Below are 21,720 nucleotides of genomic sequence, written 5' to 3' on the forward strand. Positions count from 1 at the left end.
GTGCGACCGCCTACTTTTTGTTAATTAGTTTATGCGTCTAATTTTCGCATGCGCTGTACGCTAATTGGGTAAGCAGTTCCAAGTTCTTGAGCCCATAGTGACACATAAAATTCTTCGCTCATCCATCGCAACTTTTCAGCGCGTTCCTGTGCTTCATCATGAGACGGGCCCGCAGGTAGTTTGTTGGCTTTTTCCAGCGCCTTTTCAACAATCTTATGAGCTTCTTCAGCTTCCCAAGCCCAACGAACATCGCGATCTTTATCCGATCTAGCTTTAGTAAGGCGGATTAAATCAGCATGCAAATATTTTTCGATGCGGGGTAGCGAATTAGCTGGCGTTTGCGCAATAAATCCTTCATAAACCAAGCTTGAGGCATGCTCGCGAATTGACTGTAGCACCGACAATAGTGGCAAATCAGCTTTACCAGAAACTACTTTGCTCAACTCCGCTTGACGTTTTACGATAGCAATAACGTCATGCGCAAGGCTATAAACAGTGTCCTCATAAATTTGCGACACATTAGCCACAGCTTCCTGCAGCAAAGAATCATCCGTAATTCTTTCAGGATTCGGTATCAGTCGTTTCACTGCAGCCATTTGTAAATCTTCAGCGAGCGCTGCGGAGGTTGAGTATGGGGCGGCAGTAAGCATAAGAGCTTCTGAACCAAGCCATCGCGAAGTGATACGTTTATCGTCCATATGCAGCATCTTGAGTGCACCCTGCCACACCATTTGCGAGCGTGAAAGATTAGTAGCTCCAGACTTGTGAAGCAAATCAGCTCTTTGCACAACGTTTCCAGCTTGAGCGGCTTTATTTGCTTTACGATTAACTACAGCACGTGCTGAATCCTGTGCTTCTTTAGCAAAACGTTGCTGCAACGCAAGTAACGATTTATCGGTACCAAGTACGGTAGGTTTTACATGATTTAACTTGTTGCGAACGTTGTTCTTATTGCGATTCTCTACGGTTTTTCGTTCTTCAACGCTGAACGTTACGCGCAGGTATGGCGAAAGTCTGCTCATCTGTTCGTCGTTAAATACTTCCGGATGAATCTGCGCGCCAATTACTTCAATAGCTGCTTTTGTAAATACTTCGCGGAAGTCTGTCCATGCAGTATTCTCTCCGTCTACTTCAGCATCAGCAACTCCCGGAAGCGTATCGTAGTGTTCGTCAATCCATGAGCGAATTTTTTGAGCAGTATCCGGCGCAGGCACGAACTGTACTCGTAGTGTTTTAGGCAATGACTTAATCATGCCGATAATAAGCTCATCAAGCAAGCCTGGAACATTCCACGTAAATTCTTCAGGCGTTAAGCGAGAAAGCATATACAGAGGTACGTGCACTGTTACACCATCTAACGGGTTATGAGGATCATAAACGTAACTTAAACGCAAATGCAAAGGTTGACCGTCAGTAGCGACCGTATTCCAATGGTCTGGATAATCCGCTAAATCATTGCTTTGCGTAGTTTGCAAACGTTCGACTTCTTCAGGATTAAAGTCGAGTTTGTACGGGTCGTCTGCGCGATTATCTTTCCACCATTTTGCGAGAGTTGCCACAGTGGTGACTTCTTGCGGTAGTCTCGTATCGTAGAAAGTAAATAAATCTTCATCGTTAACCGTTTCGCTTATTTGACGCGTGCGATTAGCTTGATTATCTGCGTCGTCAAGCACGTTTCGGTTAGCTGCAATAAAATTGTCGTGTGGGAAACGTTGCTGAATTTCGCCTTCAATTAGTCCTTGCCGAATCATCAACATTCTAGCTTCGTATGGATTAATACGAGACCATTGCACGAGACGATCTTTAACAATAGGCAGCCCGTAAAGTAACACTTGAGATTTAGCAACTGCAGCGCCTTTTGAAGCACTCCAATGCGCGTCGCAATAGGTAGTTCTCGTAAGGTTTTTCGCAAGTTGTTCAGCCCAAGCAGGGTCGATTTGAGCACAATAGCGAGCCCATAGTCTAGAAGTTTCCACTAACTGCGTGCAAATCACCCAAGAAGGTGTAGTTTTAGCAACAGAAGAAGCAGGGAAGATGGCAAAGCGAGTGCCACGAGCGCCTTGATAGTTATTATGTGACATTTTTTGAGCGCGTTTCATCGCCCTTATTTTTGCCGTTCCGCTTAATCCTGCAAAATCCGAAGCTTTTGGTTCGCGTACGATTTGCATGCCCATCATCGAAAGTAAGCCTGCAAGCATTGATGTGTGTATTCCTTGGGAATCCCAGGAGCAGCACAAGCTGTGAGCAGCCTGCTGGTTGTTAGGAAGTTGACGAATTTCCAAAGAAGGTCTTTTGCTTGGAACGGAATCGCCAACTTTATAATGCAATTCTTTGCATAAGTCACGCAACTGGTTGACTAAATCTTTCCATTGTTTAATACGCAAAAAGTGAAGAAATTCTGCTTTACAAATCTTGCGAAGTGCATTATTGCTCATATCGCCATCAGCTTGGAAAAGTCGATCCCACATATTCAAAGCGGTAAGAAAATCGCTAGTTTCGTCAGCGTATCTATTGTGGATTCTATCCGCCTCGTCGCGTTGTTCTTCAGGTCGTTCGCGAGGATCTTGCAAACTCAAAAATGCAACTACTACTAGCACTGCAGCTAAAGTATTCGGCGTAGTGCGCTTAGCAGCTTCAATAATCATGCGGCCTAAGCGAATATCGAGAGGCAATTTCGCAAGTTCGCGACCAATATGGGTGAGCGTAATTGCGCCGGATTTCCTACTAATTGCGCCCAGTTCAGTAAGTTCGTTAAAACCGTCGCTTACTGCTTTTATGTCTGGAGGATCAATAAAGCCAAAATTCGTAATATCTTCACCGGTTTTTGCAACTCCTACTGCAAGCATGTGAAGCACTACGGATCCAAGAGAAGTGCGCAAAATTTCCGGATCGGTAAAACGAGGACGCGTTTCGTAATCTTCGCGAGAGTAAAGTCTAATAGCAATGCCGTCTGCGATTCGTCCGCAACGTCCGGATCGTTGATCTGCGCTCGCTTGAGAAATCGGTTCTATTGGGAGCCTCTGCACTTTCGCAGATTTAGAATATCTGGAAATTCTTGCAAAACCAGGATCAACAACATATCGAATACCAGGCACAGTAAGCGAAGTTTCTGCAACGTTTGTGGCAATAACAATGCGCTGGTGAATATGCGATTCAAAAACGCGATGCTGGTCTTTAGCGGAAAGGCGCGCAAAAAGCGGTACAATTTCAATCGCGTCTGCCCGTTTCATATCATTCGCTCGCGCACCAAAATATGAGCGTAAACCTGATTCAAATTCGCGAATATCACGTTCGCCGGAAGCAAAAACCATAATATCGCGCGCGCCGTGCTCGTGGCTGGAATGAATTACCAATTGTGCGCATGCGCGAGTGACTGCAGAAGTCATATCTTCGTCAGCAATATCGTCGCGTTCGCGTTCGTTAGACTGGGTTTCTGCAACGGTTTCCTCGTCCATCGTAATGTCTGCAAATCCCGGTACGTGTCGCATTAGAGAGGGCGCGGATCCTAGTGGCTCGTAAAGCACTCGTACGGGGTAAGTGCGTCCGGAAACTTCAATAACAGGGACTGTGATGTGCAATGCCTCTTCAAAATGTTCCTTAAATTTTGCGGAATCAATAGTTGCAGAGGTAATTATGAGCTTCAAATCACGACGTTGCGGAAGTAGCGTAGTTACGTAGCCAAGCAAGAAGTCGATATTGAGACTTCGCTCGTGTGCTTCGTCAATAATAATTGTGTCGTAACGAGTAAGCAGTGGGTCTCTTTGAATTTGTGCAAGTAAAATACCGTCGGTAACAATACGAAGTTTTGTTTTAGGGGAGCTTTCGTCGGTAAATCGTACTTGATAACCGATTTCTTCCCCAAGTGTTACTGCCATTTCGCTAGCGATACGTTCGGCAACAGTGCGTGCAGCCAAGCGGCGAGGCTGCGTGTGTACTATTTGTTTTCCTCGTCCGCCTCTGCCAAGTTCCAACGCCATTTTTGGAATTTGTGTAGTTTTGCCGGAGCCAGTTTGTCCGGAAATAATGACTACTTGCGAAGATTTTATTGCTTCGATTATTTCATCATGAGCGGCACAAATAGGAAGTTCAGCAGGGTAGTCGAATTTCATAGTATATTTTATTCTTTTCTGATTTTTTTAATTTCCTGTAACTAGCTTGCTATTTTTTATTTTCTTAATACTTCTATAATTCGATATCCTTTGGAACTAGCGTATTTTTCTACGCTATATGTTTCGTCGAGATTTTCAGCAAGCCAAGTAATAAGTGAGTCTGATCCAAGATTTTTTTGTACTACTAAATACGCTGCGCCGCCAACTCGCAATCGTGGCAACCAAGTAAGCAAAATATTGTGCAATACTTCTTTCCCAACGCGAATCGGAGGATTTGACCATATTGCGTCAAAGTTGTCAAACTGTGGCGAAGAATCCGCATGAAGTGCATCGTCCGCTAGCGCTGCATGGACATGCTGTAATCCTGCAGCTTGGGCGTTGAGTTTAGTAAGTTCTAAAGCTCTTTCGTTGACGTCTACAGCAAAAATTTCTGCATTGGGCGATTCTAAACCAAGAGCTACAGTAATAGGACCCCATCCGCAGCCGATATCAAGTAGTTTGCCGTTTTCGGGAGGCTGGGGAGCATGTTTAAGAAGAACGGAAGTTCCTAAATCAAGTTGTGATGCGCTAAATACTCCGCGAGAAACTTGCATAGTAACGTCGTGGCCGCGCAATGTTACGTGCAAAGTATGTCGTTCGTCGTTCGACGATGGCGTAGCCGAAAAATACTGTTCTCCACCAACTTGTGGCTGTTTTGATTGCTGCTTGCTCATAACCTTGCTCAAAATATTGCTTGTGTAAACTTTGTGTGTTTAACTTTGTGGTTAAACCTTGTGTTAAACGATGGCACTTTTGCGCTATCGTTTCGTTATTTTGTATTTCTTCCGTATCGTCTTCCGTATTTCTTCCGTATTTCTTCCGTATCGTATCTATATACCGTCTTCCGTATTGTCTTCTCAACTTTCCATAATAAAACAAACGTTGTAAAACGCTAGCTAGTATGACTATAGTTGAGTCACCATTGAGCACAATCGAATAGAGGAGGGTACGTATGGTAGAAAATAAGGGCACTGCTGAAAGCGGCGATATGCCAGTTGCGGATAATTCAAGCCTTCCTGACGATTATTATGCTGCTGGTGATACTGCATTTTCTGGACACGCGGGTGTGCTTTCCGGTCATTCTGATGTGCTTCTTGATGCAACTTCAGTTAGTGAACAGCACGATGAGGCTTGGCAGGAGCGTGAGTCAAGAAACGCTCTAAAGCGTGTTGCAGGTCTTGGTGAGTTGCAAGATGTAACCGAAGTTGAGTATAGAAAGCTTCGTCTTGAACGCGTTGTTTTAGTAGGTGTATGGTCTAGCGCTCGTACGACGCTGGCTCAAGCTGAGGAGTCGCTTAGGGAGCTTGCAGCTTTAGCGCAAACTGCTGGCGCTGTGGTGTGTGATGGCATGCTTCAGCAACGCTATAGGCCGGATGCGGCAACTTACGTAGGTTCAGGTAAAGCGCGTGAGCTTGCGGCAGTAGTTGCGCAAAACGATGCTGATACGATTATTGTTGATGACGATTTGCCGCCTAGCCAGCGTAGAGCTTTAGAAGATGCTACTAAAGTTAAGGTTGTTGATCGTACTGCAGTAATTTTAGATATTTTTGCTCAACATGCGACGAGTCGTGAAGGTAAAGCTCAGGTTGAGTTGGCTCAACTACAATATATGCTTCCACGTTTGCGCGGTTGGGGTGCGGCTCTTTCTAGGCAGGCTGGTGGCCGTGCGGCAGGCGATGCTGGCATTGGTTCTCGCGGTCCTGGTGAAACAAAAATTGAGATGGATCGTCGCGCTATTCGCAATCGCATTGCCAAATTGCGACGTGATATTGCTCACATGGCGCCTGCTCGCGATGTGAAACGAGGTTCGCGTCGTCGTCAAGATATCCCAACGGTAGCTGTAGTTGGTTATACGAATGCTGGAAAATCTTCCCTTATTAATCGTCTAACTGGTTCTCAAGAATTAGTTGAAAACGCATTATTTGCAACGCTTGACACTGCTGTTCGTCGCGCTCAAACACGAGATGGTAGAAACTATACTTTAGTGGATACTGTTGGTTTTGTTCGTAGATTACCGACGCAGTTGGTGGAAGCTTTTAAATCGACGTTGGAAGAGGTCGGTCAAGCGGATGTGATTCTGCACGTCGTTGATGGTTCTCATCCTGATCCGATTGCGCAAATTGACGCAGTAAATGAGGTGCTTGCCAATATTGATGGTGTGGAAGATATTCCTCAGCTCATGGCATTGAATAAAGCGGATATGATGAGTGAGGCTGTGCGAGAACGTTTTACAGGGCTTTATCCGGACGCAATTGTTGTTTCTGCGGCGAGCGGTGAGCATGTGCAAGAGTTGCGTAATCGTTTGGAATCATTATTGCCATCTCCTAACGTTCGGGTAGAAGTAGTATTGCCTTATAGCGCGGGTGATTTGCTTGCTAGAGTGCGCGAAAACGGGATTGTAGAAAAAGTAGAATACGTTGATGCTGGTGTGGAACTTGTGGCGCGAGTAGGTGCTTCATTGGCTGCGAAACTTATGAGAATTGCGCTGTGAGAATAAATTCCGTAGGTGCGATTAGAGTAAAAGTGTTCATACCAACAGGCTCTTAATGTGAGAGCAGCCCTTGCTTTTGTAATTGGTGCATTTTTGTGCCGGTAAGGGTGTTATAGGTTGTTGAAAAGAGGTTTTTACTCATGGTGAGTTCGCAGGTTAAGCCAACGAAGCTTGCAATTATTGGTGCTGGTGCAGTAGGTTCGACGCTCGCTTTCGCTGCTGCGCAGCGTGGTGTTGCTCGCGAGATTGTACTTGAAGATATTGCTAAGGAACGTGTTGAGGCTGAAGTTTTGGATATGCAGCATGGTTCTAGCTTCTATCCTGCAGTTTCTATCGCTGGTTCTGATGACGTCGAGATTTGCCGTGACGCGGATATGGTTGTTATTACCGCTGGCGCTCGCCAGAAGCCAGGACAAACTCGTTTGGAGCTTGCAGGCGCAACCATCAATATTATGAAGTCCATAATTCCAAACGTGGTGAAGGTTGCTCCTAACGCTATTTACATGTTGATTACCAACCCTGTCGACGTTGTAACCCACGTTTCTATGAAGCTTTCCGGTCTTCCAGCAAACCAAATGTTTGGTTCTGGTACCAACCTTGATTCTGCGCGTCTTCGCTTCCTTATCGCTCAGCACACTGGCGTCAACGTTAAGAACGTTCACGCTTACATTGCTGGCGAGCACGGCGATTCCGAAGTTCCTCTGTGGGCTTCTGCAACCATCGGTGGCGTCCCAATGTGCGATTGGAACGCTCTTCCAGGCCACGAGCCATTGGATGCCGCTAAGCGCGAAGAGATTCACCAGGAAGTTGTGAACGCTGCTTACAAGATTATTAACGGTAAGGGTGCTACCAACTACGCTATTGCTATGTCTGGTGTGGATATTGTTGAGGCTGTGCTTCGCGATACCAACCGCATTCTTCCAGTATCTTCTTTGCTTGATGACTTCCACGGCATTTCTGACGTGTGCATGTCTGTACCAACTTTGCTCAATCGCAATGGTGTAAACTCTCGCCTCAATACTCCAGTTTCCGATCGCGAATTGGCTGCATTGAAGCGTTCTGCTGAAACTTTGCGCGAAACTGCTGCTAAGTTTGGTTTCTAATTTATAACTAAGTAATTTCTTTTTATAAATTACTAAAGTTGCTAAAGTATTGAGCCGTTTCTTCGCTTAATTGTGAGGAAACGGCTTTTGTATTGCTAAGTTTGATACTCTTAGAATTTCGTATTATTGAGCACAACATACCTCTTAATATTTTCGTTTGTGTTCGATATATGATGTACCTATGGCTGATTTTTCTCACATACTTGCAACTCGTCCCGACTTTAACGATAGTGATCGTGAATGGCTGCATCATTTAGTGGCGGATTGGCAAGTTATTGCGGACCTTAGTTTTGCTGACTTACTTCTTGTTATTCAAAACGGTGACGGCGATTACGTTGTTGCTGAGCAGTGCCGTCCGTCAACCGCTATTACTTTGCGCACGGACGATTTGCTCGGTAAAAAGTTAGATGATTCGCTTGTTCCTGAACTTAATGAAGCTATGAAATCTGAAACAAGTTTCCATTCTTCAACGTTGCGTTCTATTGGTAGGGCTACGGTTTGCTACGTGTATGCGCCGGTTCGCCACCGTGGTAAAACGCTTGGTTTAGTTATGCGAGAAACAAATTTGGCAACTCGCGAATCCAACGGCCGTTACGAAATGGAAAGTATTAACGCTGGTAAAACATTGTTTGATATGATTCCACGAGAGCAGTTCCCGTACCGAGATTCTGTTCTTAACCAGCGCCATAACGCTCGTGTTTCGGATGGTTTTATTGTGCTTGAGGCGGATGGTGTTGTTCGTTATGCTTCTCCTAACGCGATTAGTTGTTTTCGTCGCTTAGGTGGGCTAGATACTATGCAAGGCGAGTATTTAAGCGAGTTTGGTACGCGTTTGCTTCACACTAACGATACGGTTCCTGAAAGTTTGCCATTGGTATTAACTGGCAAGGCTGATGTCGATTGTGAGCTTGAGGCTAATCGTTCGATTGTTTCTATGCGCTCGTTGCCGTTGTGGGGTCCAAATAATCGTATTGGCGCTGTGGTTTTGTGTCGTGACGTAACGGAAGTGTTGCGTCGCGAGCAGGAGTTGCGTACAAAGAACGCTACTATTTCCGAGATTCATCATAGGGTGAAAAATAATTTGCAGGCCGTTTCTGCATTGCTTCGTTTACAAGCTCGCAAAACGAAATCTGTTGAAGTTCGTAAAGAGTTGGAAGAAGCTCAGAGGCGTGTGCAAACCATTGCGTTAGTGCACGAGGGTTTGAGCCAGACTGCTGATGAAATCGTTGATTTTGATAAAGTTATTTCTAGCTTGCTGAAAATGTCTATTGAGTTGGCGTCGCAAAATCAGAATATTGATATTGATTTTATTGGTAAATTTGGTAGGTTAGCTGCCCAGGATGCCACGCCATTGTCGTTGGTATTAACTGAATTAGTTACTAATGCGGTTGAGCATGGTTTTGAGGGTCGAGAAGAAGGCCATATTCGTATTACTGTTGGCCGTGGAGGAGACAATCTCAATATTGTTGTTGAAGACGACGGCGATGGTATTGATAGTGAAGCATCGCATGGGATGGCGAAGTCTTCTGGGTCTGGTCTTGGTACGCAGCTTATTAATACTTTTGTTACTAACGATTTTGGTGGCACTGTGCGTTGGATGCCTCGTCGGGATGGAGGAACTAGGGTAGTGCTTGACATTAAGTTGAGGGTGTCGGGTATCGAATAGTAACGCGTTACTATTGAGTATCGTGGCATGTTGAAAACAAGTAATGCGTTATGATGTAGTGCTGCATCATAACGCATTATGTTTTGTCTGTTTATTGTTTACGTAAGTATTGTTACAGTGTTGCCTACAAAGTTGCGTCTTGACTTCTGCGCGCTCGCATAACCCTTCGTTTAAGCGATCTCCTCTCGTCCTCGCTCAGTCCGCCCCAAACACCATAATCTTGATTTGTTTCCAACGCGCATTTCAGACATTCATCCGAAACATTGCATGAGCGACATACTGCTTTTGCTTCCTCAAGTTGCTGAACTGCAGTACCAGCATTACCCAAAGGAAAGAACAGTTCAGGATCTTTATCTCGGCAAGCGGCCGTTGTTCGCCAATACAGAGAATTGCTCATGAATCACTAACCTCATTTCTTTAACTCATATTGCTGAGTTTGAGAAAGTTCCCTGAATGTAAGGAAAGCATGAAAAAACAGTTTTTTCAAGGTATTTTGCAGCTTTGTTCCAAAATTTTACTATTTTGTGTATTCGCACAGTGATATTTGCGTTACTGTAGCCTTTCCGGGAGTAATCATTACGCATCTTCCAGGAAGTTGATAATCGTGCGTGTCAAAAGTTTTAGATAATGAATTAGGCACTCCTAGCATGGCGTCAGTACCAATATCGCCGGTGGGGAAAATAATACGAACCGGAGCTTGTTCTGGAAGTCGTAGGTGTCTCGATGTTGCCATACTCATGATTACGGGTGCGCTTGAACGAGTGAGTCTTTCTTGTAATGCAATAGCCTGAGGTTGGGTGCTCAATGGTTCTAATAATTCGTCGACATCGTCAAGAATAAGTGGAGTGTGGTCATCCTGAATAATATACGTATCGTTTGCGCTGAGTTCGGTTGCGCAATAGACTGGAAGCTCGAGTTTATGCGCTAGTATGCGTATAACGTTACTCTTTCCTTGTAGGCGGCCACCAATAATAGCTACGTTTCCTAAGTGAAGTGGAAGGGCTGCGGGAAGTAGTCGAATACCCGTATCTTGTAATCCAATAACCACAGGTTTTAGCTGAGTTTGCGTTTTTTGTGAGTTGATAAAGTGTGGATTTTTCTCAATTTCCTTGGGCTGAACGTTACGTTCATAGCTTTCGTAATTTGTATAGCTTTCGTAATTTTCCGTACAATATTGCTGAATTTGGTTGGGGAATATTAGAGAAGGCAGTGGAGCGCTAAATAGTAGTGGAGCATGCTGATAATGCAAGAATTTGCTAGCTAATTGTATTGCGGCAACTAGCAGTTGAGGATTGCGACTTCTTGCGCAGCGCAATGCTTCCACGCCTTCTCCAAGATTGTAATAGGCGCTACCAGGAGTGTTTGGACTAATGTTTGCTGCGTGTGAAGTTCCCAATAATTCTTGGGATTGTAGGCTGTCGCGTACGCGTAAACAAATATTGATGGCAATATTAGCTTTCATATCGGCACTTACTTGTCCAAGGGGATTTTGTGTGCCTGCAATAATATGCATTCCTAGAGAACGCCCAACCGCCGCGATACGAATAAGACGAGACATGTAATCGGGAAGCTGATCCTTTAAAGCGTGAAATTCGTCTATTACAATGAGCAGCGATGGTTCTTGAGGCGTAACTTGAGCAATGGTATGGCATCTCTGATTTGCAACTAAGCGCTCGCGCCGGTCTAATTCCAATTCAAGCCCGCGTAAAGCTCTTACTGCATGTCGCAAATTTAAGTCTCCGACATTCCCCATAGTATGAGGCAAATCAGCAAGCGTATCAAAAGTAGCGCCTCCTTTAAAATCCATGAAAACGAATCGCAACTGTTGTGGAGAGTAGCGAAATGCTAATGCTAAGCACCAGGTTGTTAGTAGTACGGATTTACCGGATCCAGTCGTTCCTGCTACTAAGGCATGCGGGCCATTATCCACAAGGTCTATGCAACAGTATCCGTGCGAATTAATGCCAAGTGGTGCGCTAAGATGTTCCTTGGAGGATGGGCGTGTTGTGGTATTTTCGTTTGCTAGCCACGTGCGTAATACCTCTCTCCAAGGTGGCTTGGATTGAGCAGCGGTAGTTCGTTGCATAAGTAGTGTTTCTAAACTTGCTGGCGTAAGCGTATCTGGCAGGTTTTCTATATGCGAGTTTTTGCTGTTAGTGTTCGTGACAATACGGTTAGATTCATGCTCTTTATGCAGCTGGTGAGCATAATTTTCTTGTTGCTGCTGAGTAATATATTGCAGTATCTGAGGAATTAAACTTGCAGCATACATCATGATACTGGGCACAATCATGGCAAGCATCATCCAATTATGTTGCATCCAAGCCATTATGAGTAGTGCAATGTGTGCAAAAATAGGCACAATGCTTGCTGCCATTTGTGCATACAGCAGTACTTTTACTGTGTCCATAGAGTCGTGTGATTTCTTTCGCATACTCTTATAATGGCGAAGTCAATCAGCACTGAGCAAGTTTTGGGGCGCTATGTGGATAAAAGCTAAGTGAGCACGTTATTGCTGCATGTCAGCAAGGGTTCCAACGGCTCCAGGTGCGTGTGAGCCTGTTGCAAGCTCGTTAAAGAGTTCAAGATTTTTAGCGTCGTCGAGCAATACTGACGAGCCAACATCCGGAAGCTGATAATCTGGATTAGTCCAATATACTGTTCCGGAAATTCCTTTAGGACCCGTTGCTTCTTTAAAAGCTTGAGCCATATTCCATAGTGTGCCAGGATTAGATTTCTCGTCGAATTGTACAGAAGAAAGCCCTGTCTCAGCAAGTTTTTTCACTTTGCCAAAATTCGTAAGTGTACTTTTATCCAGAGCTTTTTTCATTATTGCTGCAATAACCATGCGCTGACGTGCCGCGCGTCCAAAATCAGACTGTGGATCGGCGTAGCGCATACGTGAGAAAGCAAGTGCCGTATTGCCATCGACATGATGACATCCTGCTGTCCAATTTAAGCCACTAAATCTATCCGATACTGTGCGGTTATAGCACAAGTCAATTCCATCCAAAGCGTTTACTACGTTAGTAAGTCCAGCAAAGCGAACTTCAGCAACATGATCAATGCGATGACCGGTAATGCGTTCGACTACGGAAGTAAGCGTTTTATTCCCTGCTGTTTGTGCTACGCTATTGATTTTCATGTGTTCGCCATTAATCGTAACCAGAGAATCTCGTGGAATAGATATGAGTGAACTATTCCCATTGCTTGGTCGTGTGAGCACGAGGATAGTGTCAGTTCTAAAACCGGTTATTTCTTTAGCTTCTTCACCTTCGCGTTGATCTGAACCTAAAATAAGCCACGATGTGCCTTGCGTATTAGGAGTGTTGGTGAGCCATGATGTTCGGTTCATGTGTGAATCTACCCAGTGCCACGAGTATGCTCCCAATCCAACGCAACCAATTGCAAACATCGCAACAAGTGCCAGGAAAGCATGGAGTAAACGATGTTTTTTTCGTGGCAAGAGTGCATTGGCTACAGCGGGTGCAGTTGCCGCTGACGAGGTGATGGCGCGGTCGGGGATGTATTGTCGCACTTTTCTCAACGGTGTTGGTTGCGCAGCAGGTTGGTGAGATGGCAGGTATGTTGCAGGCCTTGAGGCGTAGGATGATGTGCTGTTATATACTCTAGCGTTTTGAGAAGGTCGTTGCTGAGGTGCAAATGATGGTGCAGACTGTTCAGCAGAACGATGTTGTTTGGCAGTGTTGGAGCGTTGAGGTATGAAACTTGGAGGAGTTGAGTTCGAATCAGTATTGCTAGTATGCGAGGGAGTGAAGATTGGTGGCGTTACGTTATCTTCAGATGATTCCCCATACTGTTGCGAATTCATCCATCCTCCCATGTGTTAGTAATTGATAATTCTGTTACTTGCCGCTAGCAACGACCTAATCATACTCTCAATGTATTACGGCAGCTAACATTCTCTAACTATTTACAACTATTTGTAACAATTTGCAACTACTTACAACCATTTAAGTAGTGCTTTACTGTGAATAAATTAGTTTACTCACAGCGTTACGTACGCCAGTTGTTTGTCAGTTGCTTTCCATTTGTTTGCTGCCATTGTGTGCATAGTTACTTTTTGTGAGGAACAGCACATAATACATTGTTCATATACTTATCGGCAATACCAACATATTGTCCAGTTTCCGGATTGTGAATAGTACCATTCTTAGGATTAACAATACCGCCAGTATTAGGGTCGATAAGTTGCCCCTGAGAATCGCGTATTAAACCGGTTTTTGGATTAATGGTTCCGGAGGTAGAAGCACTTGTTGAGACATCATTCAGCCTGTCGTTTTCGCTGATATCGTCGTCAGTGCTGTTGATACTATCGTTTTTCTTGTTATCAGTGTCTTTGGTGCGAGTATGAGCAGATTTCTTAGACTTCTTTTTGTTGTTGCTCTGTACCGCTTGATGATTGAGCGATAACGGCTTATTTTCTCGCATTCGTTCCCAAATATTGTCTGCTTCGTCGGACCAAATAACTCGATTTGGATCGTAAGGATCAGGAATAACTGGGATAGTGCGAGCATAAATATGTGAAGTGTCAATTTTTCGCATACTCAAAGCTAAACCAACAAGCGTGCTAGGATTTGCCATTCCTTCGCTAATATTGAGCGCTCCTAAAGCAGACTTAGCAAGTTGGTAAAGTTCGCCGGTTTGCGTAAACAAATTTTTAGACAATGCTTGATGCACAAGTTGTTTAATTAAGTATTGTTGCCGCGTAGTGCGCATAATATCCGAACCGTCGCTGGCGCTGTCATGACGCATGCGCGCGTACTGGGTAGCCATTCTTCCGTCAAGGTGCTGCATGCCCTGCTTGAAGTTAACTCCTGTATAAAGATCGCGAGTATCGGTAGGAATACACAAGGATACGCCGCCTATAGCGTCAATCATATTGCTCAAACCACTAAAATCGGTAACAATAAAATGTTGAATATTGAGGCCGGTCAGTGCATTTACTGCTTTCATTGAGCAAGATGCTGCTGAGGCTAAATCTCCGCCTTGAGCGTAACCGTTAGCAAAAATCGAATTAAACATAACGTGACGGCGTGCGGGAATATGACCTTTAGAAGTTTCACATGCTGGAGCATTAACCATGGAATCTCGAGGGATGGAAACAATATTTATATAGGTGCGATCAGCACTAATTTGCACAACCATAGTAGTATCGGACTGGTGATCTCCGACTTCGTCGTCATTTGTGAAACTTCGGTTGTTTCCATCTCGCGAATCTTGTCCTAATACTAGGAACGTCACTGGTTTCCCTGCGTTGACATCGATGGTCTGTGCTGCCTGTTTGTCTTGCGCAATAACATTCACCACACGGTTGCTTACCGTAGAAGAAAAGTCCATCCATACGGCTGCCATAATAGTGGTAATGAAGGTGAGTACAGCAATAATAATCATACAAAATGCTGTGCGAGCACGATTAGTTACTCGATAGCCAAGGCTATGCTGCGGAGTTCTGGATTTCCAATCATCATTCGATCGGTACCGCAGGCCTTCAGGATACCGTGAAGTTACCATGGTACCTTCTTTCACAGTAGGAGAAACCCCTAGGTTTGCCGTAATGGTAATTGTGTTCTGTTGAAATAGTGATGAGTATCCAAAAGAACACACATAAGGTATCAGTGTAGCCCATTGCGTTGAAATTTAACGCGTTATTTAAGATTTACTAAAAAATAGGCGTGTTTTCTCAAGTTTTCTACGTTTTTTATAAGACAATATGCGCATTTTGATTAAATATCTGTGGAAGTATGTAAGTATGTGATTGCGTAATGTAGTGTCGCGTTGCGGCGGATACCTACCCCTTGCGTAAACTGGTAGGTATGAATTCAATAACCGCTGGTACTCACGCTTTTGAAGATGAAGTTTTGCAAGTTTTTGCCGAGGCAAAATCGGCGCACCCGCATACGGTTGATTCTTCAATATTGGCAATGATGTGTGTTGAAAGAGATACTCGTTTCTACGCGGATACATTACGAGCGGTATTGCAACAATCAGTTCTTCCTGGCACCTTAGCTATTGTCGATTGTGCAGGTCGAGTTTCGCAAATCATGCAAACGACTATGGAAATTAGTCTTGCTGCCGATTCTCTTATGGATGTCATGCGCGGCACTATTTCTTCTCATAAGATTCGCGAGAATGCGGGGAAGCGATATACTCACAGCAACGAACAGGCTGAGCATAAGTTTTTACGAATAATTATTATTCCAGTATCGTCCGCTCGCTCATTTGGTGACGGTATAGAAAAAGCATTGCGTCAATTGATGCCATTACAGGGAATTTCAGCATTGTGGCTGTTACACGATGATTCGCGCCCTGCTAATAATTATTGTTTGGAATCGTTAAGAGAAACTTGGCGAAACACGCCTACGGCGTCGGTGTTAGGTGCAAAGCAAGTCGATTGGAATGGGAAGATTTTGCACAATGTCGGCATGTACGCATGGAAACATGATGTTCATACGCTTACTGTTGATGGCGAACCTGATCAGGAACAATACGATGGTCGTGGCGACGTATATGCAGTTTCTTTGGCGGGTGCATTAGTCACTTTGTCTGCTTGGCAAACGTTGCGCGGCACTCAGCCTTGGATGACTACTTTTAGAGAATCTCAGGATTTTTGCCGCAGGGTTTGTCTTTCTGGTGGACGCGTAGTGGTGGTTCCGTCGGCTCGTATTGCTCATAGACGTGCTCGTTTAGAGGGTATTCGTACGCGTTCTGGTGAGGCGAGATCTTCAGAAAAGTCTAGTTTCCGCCATGCAGTAGGCTCATCTCTTATCGCGAAACAACGTTACTGGTATACAGACACGCGCATGCTGTTGTGGCCTCTTATGTGGCTTTGCAGCCTTCCTATGGCACTTATAGGGGCGTTGCGTTCGCTTGTTGCTAAACGTCCTTATGTAGCTTGGGTGCGTCTAATGCTGCCATGGATTGCTATTATGCAGTTCCCACACGCTATGCTTGTTCGTCGTCGTGTTGCGAGAAGTACTCGTATCCCTCTTAAAAAGCTTACGCAATTGGTTGCAGATCGCAGGCAAGTTGCCAGGTGGCGGGATCGTAGTGCAGCGTTTCAAGCACAGCAACATTGCGTATTGTTAAGTCCTTTGGCGCGACAGCATTTGCATATTCGAGTTTTACGCAGGTGGAGTGCTGTTATTGCGGCTTCATTAGTGCTTTTTGCTGTCACTTTGTACTTGTATGGTGCTCCTTGGCGTGAAATGTTAGGGGGAGCCTCGTGGTACGCGCAGCAGTGGTTGCCAACGGGTGCTGATTTTCATCAAGTTTGGAATGCTGCTATTGGGGCCTGGGTTCCAGATGACGGTTTTGGTCCGGCACTTCCTCCGTCTGCATGGTTGAGTGTGTGGGCGCTCGCTTCACTTATAGTTGGAGCTAATCCGTTGCTTGCTATTACGCTTATGTTCTTCCTGGCTGCTCCAGCATTGTGTTTGAGCTTCTGGGCTTTAGCGGGTGTATTTACGCGTTCTGATATGGTGCGTGTTTGCGCTGGAGTTTGCTGGACTATGGTTGCTATGGCATTTGGCTTATTCGCACGTGGGGATTTGCCTATGCTGATGACAATGGTATTTCTTCCTGCAGCGTTTGCGTTTGCTTTCCATGCTGTTGGCATGTACGTTACTGAAGATCCTGTTCGACCGGTTTCATCTGTGCAGTGTGCTGCATGTGCAGCGTTGTGCTTTATGATTCCTGTTGCCGCAGAACCTCAGTTATTGTTGCCGCTGATTATTATTTTTATTGCGTCCTTTATTATGGTGCGTTCGCATCGTATCATGTTTTTGCTTATGCCGATTCCATCCATAGTCATTGTGTTGCCGACTATTGGTAGTGCTATTCGTTATGGATCTTCTGGTATGTGGCGTCAGCTTTTCTCCAGTGCTGCTTTACCTCTTCGCAGTGTTCAAGGCGCGCCTCGAGCTCAAGGCTACATTGATGTTTTGTTGCACGCATTTAATATGACGAATGTGCAGAATGTAGCGAGTATACCTATTATCGGTTTGCGAACTATTATTATGATAATTTTTGCTGTGCTAGCGGTAGTTATGGCTGTGGTTGCTTTAATGCTTCCGTTCGCTTTGCGAGTTTCTCGCATGATGTGGGTGTTGATTATTAGCGGTATGGCGTTGTCGTTGGTTGCCGCTCGCATTGTAGTAGCCGCTGATATTACTGGTCCAGTTGCGGCAAGTGTGCTTCCAGGAGTTTCATTATCCATAATAGGTGTGCTTTCTTGCATGTGCATGGTTGCAGGGCAAGCAGTGCGCCGTTTTGAACCGCTGCGAGCTGCTGCCATTTCTAAATCTGAAAAAATACAGAGCTACAAGACGCGTGCTGATAAGCGTGCTGCAATGCGTCGATCTGCAGCGCGCTTGTTGCAACATATTATTCATGTTGCTCGAGCAGTACTTGCTAGTGGCATGCTTACTATGGCAGTTCTTTTGTGTTTGTTTGCTGTTATTAGTGGACCGGTTACTTCTATTGCAGCAAGTAATAACGGCTTGCCTATGGTTGTTGCTGATTATTTGCGTAAAGATGATACTCATCGCATTCTCGCTTTGCGTGCGAAAAGTAACCATGATTTATCAATTGCTGTTATGAGGACCATTCGTGGAGATGCTGTTGATGTATCGCCTGCGCTTTTTACTCGTCAAGTTATTTTTGGTGATGCTTCGAGTACGAAGGTGCTGTCGCGCGCTGCGGCTCAGTTGCTTTCTCATGCAGATAGTGGAGCTATCGAAGCACTGAAACAGTTGGGTATTGGCGGTATTTACATTGTTAATGATGCTCATCGTCAGGCTGCTGTGCCATCTGCTGCCATGTCTATACAGCAAATGTTGCATCCTTCAGCTCGACTCGTCAGTGACGTAAATAAAGAAGCTACTGAACGTCTTATCGCACATGTTAATGCTGCTGAAGGAACCCAACTGGTTGTATCTATGCCGCAAGGAACTTATTTAAGGTTCGATGGCATGCCTGATGCACGATCTCTTGCTGCAACGTCACCTTACCACCATGCTAGACCGCTAGCTTGGAGAATCCCTTGGATGTTGTTGTCGGCTACTGTGCTATTACTATACTGCTTGGTGGCTGTGCCTCGTTTTGGACGACATACTATGATTGAACGTGGCGATGATCAGTATGAGGAGGAATGTGATGAGTTGGCATAAACGTTCTCATGACGTTTCAAAACATGGTGAATCTCCGGCTAAAGCAGATGTCGTTAAACAGCATCGCGTAGCTAGCCTTTGGGCGCTTGCCACATTCAGTGCGGTTCTTTTACTAGTATCTGCATGCGTTTTGGTGTTGTGCTGCCCAATGCCGCATTTGTCTGATAATCCGAATGCTCCACACAGGAATTTTGTGAGGAATGTAGGTGCCACTCATATACAGTCTGTGTGTCCGGTGCGCTTGTCTTTGCCTGATTCAGCGCAGTATGGTGACAGTCAGTATAACGAGTCGGAAGGTGATCTACAATCTTTTGCTCGCTACGGTGCGTTTGGAGACGTGTATCGTGCTGGAGTTCATAATCTGAGAGATTCTGAAGATCAGTCAACATTCTTGAACACACAAGCGAGCGACAGTGATATTTCAGCTCTTGTTGCTAAAGGTAATGTCGATCACGATGCTCAAGTGCTCGATGGACGTTTGTCTCGCGTTGCTCCTGGAACTGGTATTGCAGCTTCCATGGTTTCTTGGGCAACTCAAGGCGATGTGCGAGGCCTTGCGGCTACTGCTTGTTCGAATCTCGTAATGAAGCAAGCTTTTTTGGTACCAGAATCTGGTCCTGGTATATCGTTGCGTTTAGAAGCGTTTAATCCTGCTTCAAAACCAACAGTAGTTCGCGTTCGAGCTTGGTCAGCAAAACACGGTAGCACTCCACTGACGCTTTCTACCGGTAGTGCGTTTACCGTTCCTGCGCGCTCGCATGCGTTCTTTGATCTTGCTGCTGCAGCACCTCAATCTGCCGGCTTGTATGTGCAAGCTGACAGTGAGCAAACTCCTGTTGCTGCTTTCATAAAAGTGGTCCGTATGAGTGGTTTAACGGTGAAAGGCGTTGATATTATTCGCGCTTTGCGCCCAGCCTCGAATATGAGTGTACTGCCAGGCTTGAGCCAGTCAGATAAGGCTAAAGTGTACGTGTGGTCCGAAAAAAGCGGGAAAGTTACGCTCTCTTGGATGGATGATACTGGTTATAAAGCTATAAAAGAGTTGTCGCTTTCCTCCCGAAAGTTGCAAATTGTCGATCTTGGGGAAGTGCCGGAAAACGTTCACGCGTTAAGTGTAAGTGGTTCTGTTGCTACGGCAGCAATGGTGTCTGTTGTGCGCGATGGTAAAGATGGACAATCTGATGTTGCATTTATTAACGCAAATCGTTCTAATGGCATGAGTGTGGTAGTTTCGCCGATGTCTCCTGATGAAACAACATTACATATTGCGTCGACAAGTAATCAGGATGCCTCCGTGCAAATGAGAGCTTTTGATGCTTCAGGTGTGCTGGTTGGTGAGAAACATATTACTATCCATGCTAATTCAGCGGTGAGTATTCCAGCTTCTTACTTAGCTCGTCGTGCTGTGATGTTTGAAGTTCAATCTCATAGCAGCATATCGTGGGGCGCGCGCATTCGTAGTAACGAGGTAGATAATGCTGGTGTTGCCGGTGTGGCGTGGATTGCTTCGCAATCGTTGGAACCTCAACAAATGCAAGTGTTTGTAGTAGATAATCATCACATAGTGTATTAGGTGTTTTGAGTAATAGTGATGGCAGAGCGTAAGAAAATTATTATTGATACAGATTGTGGTTCTGACGATGCTATGGCAATAGCGATGGCACTTAGGGATGAACGCTACGAAATACTTATGTTTTCTACAGTTGCTGGAAATGTGAGTATGCGGCAGGCTACGCTTAATACGCTTACTACTATCGAGTATGCTCAATCGTATGAGCCTCCGGTTTATTGCGGATGCAGCAATATGTTGTTAAGGGATCTTGCCTTTGCTCATGAAACTCATGGTCGAGACGGCATGGGAGATATAGGTTTAGTTCCGCACAGACTTACAGCTTCTCAAGGCAACGGTATTATTCGTATGCTTGATTTACTACGCAATAGTGACGATGGTGAGATTGATCTCATTACTTTAGGTCCGCTCACTAATATTGCGCTTGCGTTGCGTATGGATGAAGCAGCTATGCGTAAAATTGGTCGGTTGATTATTATGGGGTCGGCTGGCTTGGGCAGGGGTAATGTGACGCCGCTTGCCGAATTTAATATATGGCAGGATCCTGAGGCGGCAAAAATAGTTATTGAATCAGGTCTCCCTAATATTACGTTAGTTGGCTGGGATGCTTGTTTGGGAGATTGCATGCTCAATCCTCGAGAGATTGCTGAGATCCGGAATAGTGGGCCGTTGGGGAAATTTGTTATTGATTGTAATAGGGAACTTTTGCAGTTGAATATTGAGCGTTTTGGTGACGCTTATTTAGATATGGCAGATCCGTCGGCAGTAGCAGTTGCGTTGTCTCCGTCTTGTATAGAGGAGTGCGGAAGTTATTTTTGTGAAGTTGACGTTTCTCGCGGCCCCGGTTATGGCGCTGTTATTGTGGATGTGAATAATTGCGTTGGCAAGAATCCAAACGTTGCGGTATGTAGCAAATTAAACGCAACGCTTTATAAGCAATATATCTACAGTACGCTAGGTGTTTAAGTAATCTTAAGTAATCTTAAGTAACTTTAAACAATTAAGTACGCTAAACGAGCGTTGTAATACTATTCTCCCCAATCTGGGTCTATTTCTTCTGGCCTACGTCCGTAAAGTTCAGCAAGACGCTGTACCATTTCGTCTCGAATGGCATATTGAAGCTCGGCGCGACTGCTTACATGAGTGCACAGAGGAAGCCTATATAGCACAATACGAGGCGGTATTCCGCGACTTGCCGGAAAAACTTGAGACATAATTCTGCGATTATGTTCCCAAAGAACTGGTTGAGAAGGTGGCACGTCTTCTACCGCAACTTGAACATCTTTCATAAGCGACTTCCATGCGTTGTTCAGCCTTCTCATCTGAGCTGCAACCATTGCATCGAACATGCCACTAGCAGTGCGATACTGTGGAAGGCGTGTGCCAAATATAGGCGCTCTTAATCCTCTTCCGTGGCGATTTCTGTAGTGACGTTCCTCCCAAATTACACCTGTCATACTTACACTGTAAGGGAAGGCTAGGGCAAAAAATATGCTGTAACGCATATATCGGTGTGTGCAATATAAGCACGCTATGGAATACTAGACAGTG

At 45.0% G+C, this 21,720-nt stretch carries 13 protein-coding genes; 6 read left to right on the top strand and 7 right to left on the bottom strand.

From position 1 onward, the window contains the following. Positions 1-29 precede the first annotated feature (29 nt). Together hrpA and HXT56_RS01890 are read right to left on the bottom strand one after the other, a co-directional pair. A complete protein-coding gene (gene hrpA / locus HXT56_RS01885; RefSeq protein WP_421778293.1) occupies positions 30-4,109 on the bottom strand; it encodes an ATP-dependent RNA helicase HrpA in 4,080 nt (1,359 codons plus the stop codon). Between the two features lie 56 nt (positions 4,110-4,165). Next, positions 4,166-4,822 (bottom strand): class I SAM-dependent methyltransferase, encoded by a 657-nt coding sequence (locus HXT56_RS01890; protein WP_421778294.1) that lies wholly within the window; start codon positions 4,820-4,822, stop codon positions 4,166-4,168. Between the two features lie 278 nt (positions 4,823-5,100). Here HXT56_RS01890 and hflX point away from each other — a divergent pair, with 278 nt between their 5' ends. From hflX to HXT56_RS01905, 3 genes are all read left to right on the top strand, one after another. Then, positions 5,101-6,639 (top strand): GTPase HflX, encoded by a 1,539-nt coding sequence (gene hflX / locus HXT56_RS01895; protein WP_421778295.1) that lies wholly within the window; start codon positions 5,101-5,103, stop codon positions 6,637-6,639. A 140-nt stretch (positions 6,640-6,779) separates the two neighbouring features. Then, on the top strand, positions 6,780-7,742 hold the full coding sequence (locus tag HXT56_RS01900; protein ID WP_004107125.1) for an L-lactate dehydrogenase: 963 nt from the start codon (positions 6,780-6,782) through the stop codon (positions 7,740-7,742). 181 nt (positions 7,743-7,923) lie between these two features. Further along, positions 7,924-9,408, top strand: a complete 1,485-nt coding sequence (locus HXT56_RS01905) for a sensor histidine kinase (protein WP_116711578.1) — start codon at positions 7,924-7,926, stop codon at positions 9,406-9,408. 124 nt (positions 9,409-9,532) lie between these two features. Here HXT56_RS01905 and HXT56_RS01910 read toward each other — a convergent pair whose 3' ends face one another. The 4 genes from HXT56_RS01910 to HXT56_RS01925 form a co-directional block, all read right to left on the bottom strand. Continuing rightward, positions 9,533-9,805: a WhiB family transcriptional regulator gene (locus HXT56_RS01910; RefSeq protein ID WP_116711579.1), complete on the bottom strand. Its 273-nt coding sequence runs from the start codon at positions 9,803-9,805 to the stop codon at positions 9,533-9,535. Between the two features lie 120 nt (positions 9,806-9,925). Next, positions 9,926-11,842, bottom strand: a complete 1,917-nt coding sequence (locus tag HXT56_RS01915; RefSeq protein ID WP_421778296.1) for an FtsK/SpoIIIE domain-containing protein — start codon at positions 11,840-11,842, stop codon at positions 9,926-9,928. Between the two features lie 75 nt (positions 11,843-11,917). Next, positions 11,918-13,240 (bottom strand): LCP family protein, encoded by a 1,323-nt coding sequence (locus HXT56_RS01920; RefSeq protein ID WP_421778297.1) that lies wholly within the window; start codon positions 13,238-13,240, stop codon positions 11,918-11,920. A gap of 245 nt (positions 13,241-13,485) precedes the next feature. Further along, complete coding sequence (locus HXT56_RS01925; RefSeq protein ID WP_421778298.1) at positions 13,486-14,943, bottom strand: LCP family protein; 1,458 nt, start codon at positions 14,941-14,943, stop codon at positions 13,486-13,488. A 302-nt stretch (positions 14,944-15,245) separates the two neighbouring features. Here HXT56_RS01925 and HXT56_RS01930 point away from each other — a divergent pair, with 302 nt between their 5' ends. The 3 genes from HXT56_RS01930 to HXT56_RS01940 are packed head-to-tail and all read left to right on the top strand — an operon-like array spanning position 15,246 to position 21,135. Then, complete coding sequence (locus HXT56_RS01930; protein WP_421778300.1) at positions 15,246-18,599, top strand: glycosyltransferase family 2 protein; 3,354 nt, start codon at positions 15,246-15,248, stop codon at positions 18,597-18,599. Further along, positions 18,586-20,172: a DUF5719 family protein gene (locus HXT56_RS01935; protein WP_421778301.1), complete on the top strand. Its 1,587-nt coding sequence runs from the start codon at positions 18,586-18,588 to the stop codon at positions 20,170-20,172. Before HXT56_RS01930 ends, HXT56_RS01935 begins: the two co-directional genes overlap by 14 nt. Positions 20,173-20,190: 18 nt before the next feature. Continuing rightward, a complete protein-coding gene (locus HXT56_RS01940; RefSeq protein ID WP_116711585.1) occupies positions 20,191-21,135 on the top strand; it encodes a nucleoside hydrolase in 945 nt (314 codons plus the stop codon). Positions 21,136-21,197: 62 nt separating this feature from the next. On the opposite strand, the gene HXT56_RS01945 is transcribed toward HXT56_RS01940, so the two are convergent. Beyond that, positions 21,198-21,626 (bottom strand): metallopeptidase family protein, encoded by a 429-nt coding sequence (locus HXT56_RS01945; protein WP_116711586.1) that lies wholly within the window; start codon positions 21,624-21,626, stop codon positions 21,198-21,200. Between the last annotated feature and the right edge of the window lie 94 nt (positions 21,627-21,720).

Source organism: Gardnerella nova, assembly GCF_049244055.1.
Lineage (GTDB): Bacteria > Actinomycetota > Actinomycetes > Actinomycetales > Bifidobacteriaceae > Bifidobacterium > Bifidobacterium vaginale_H.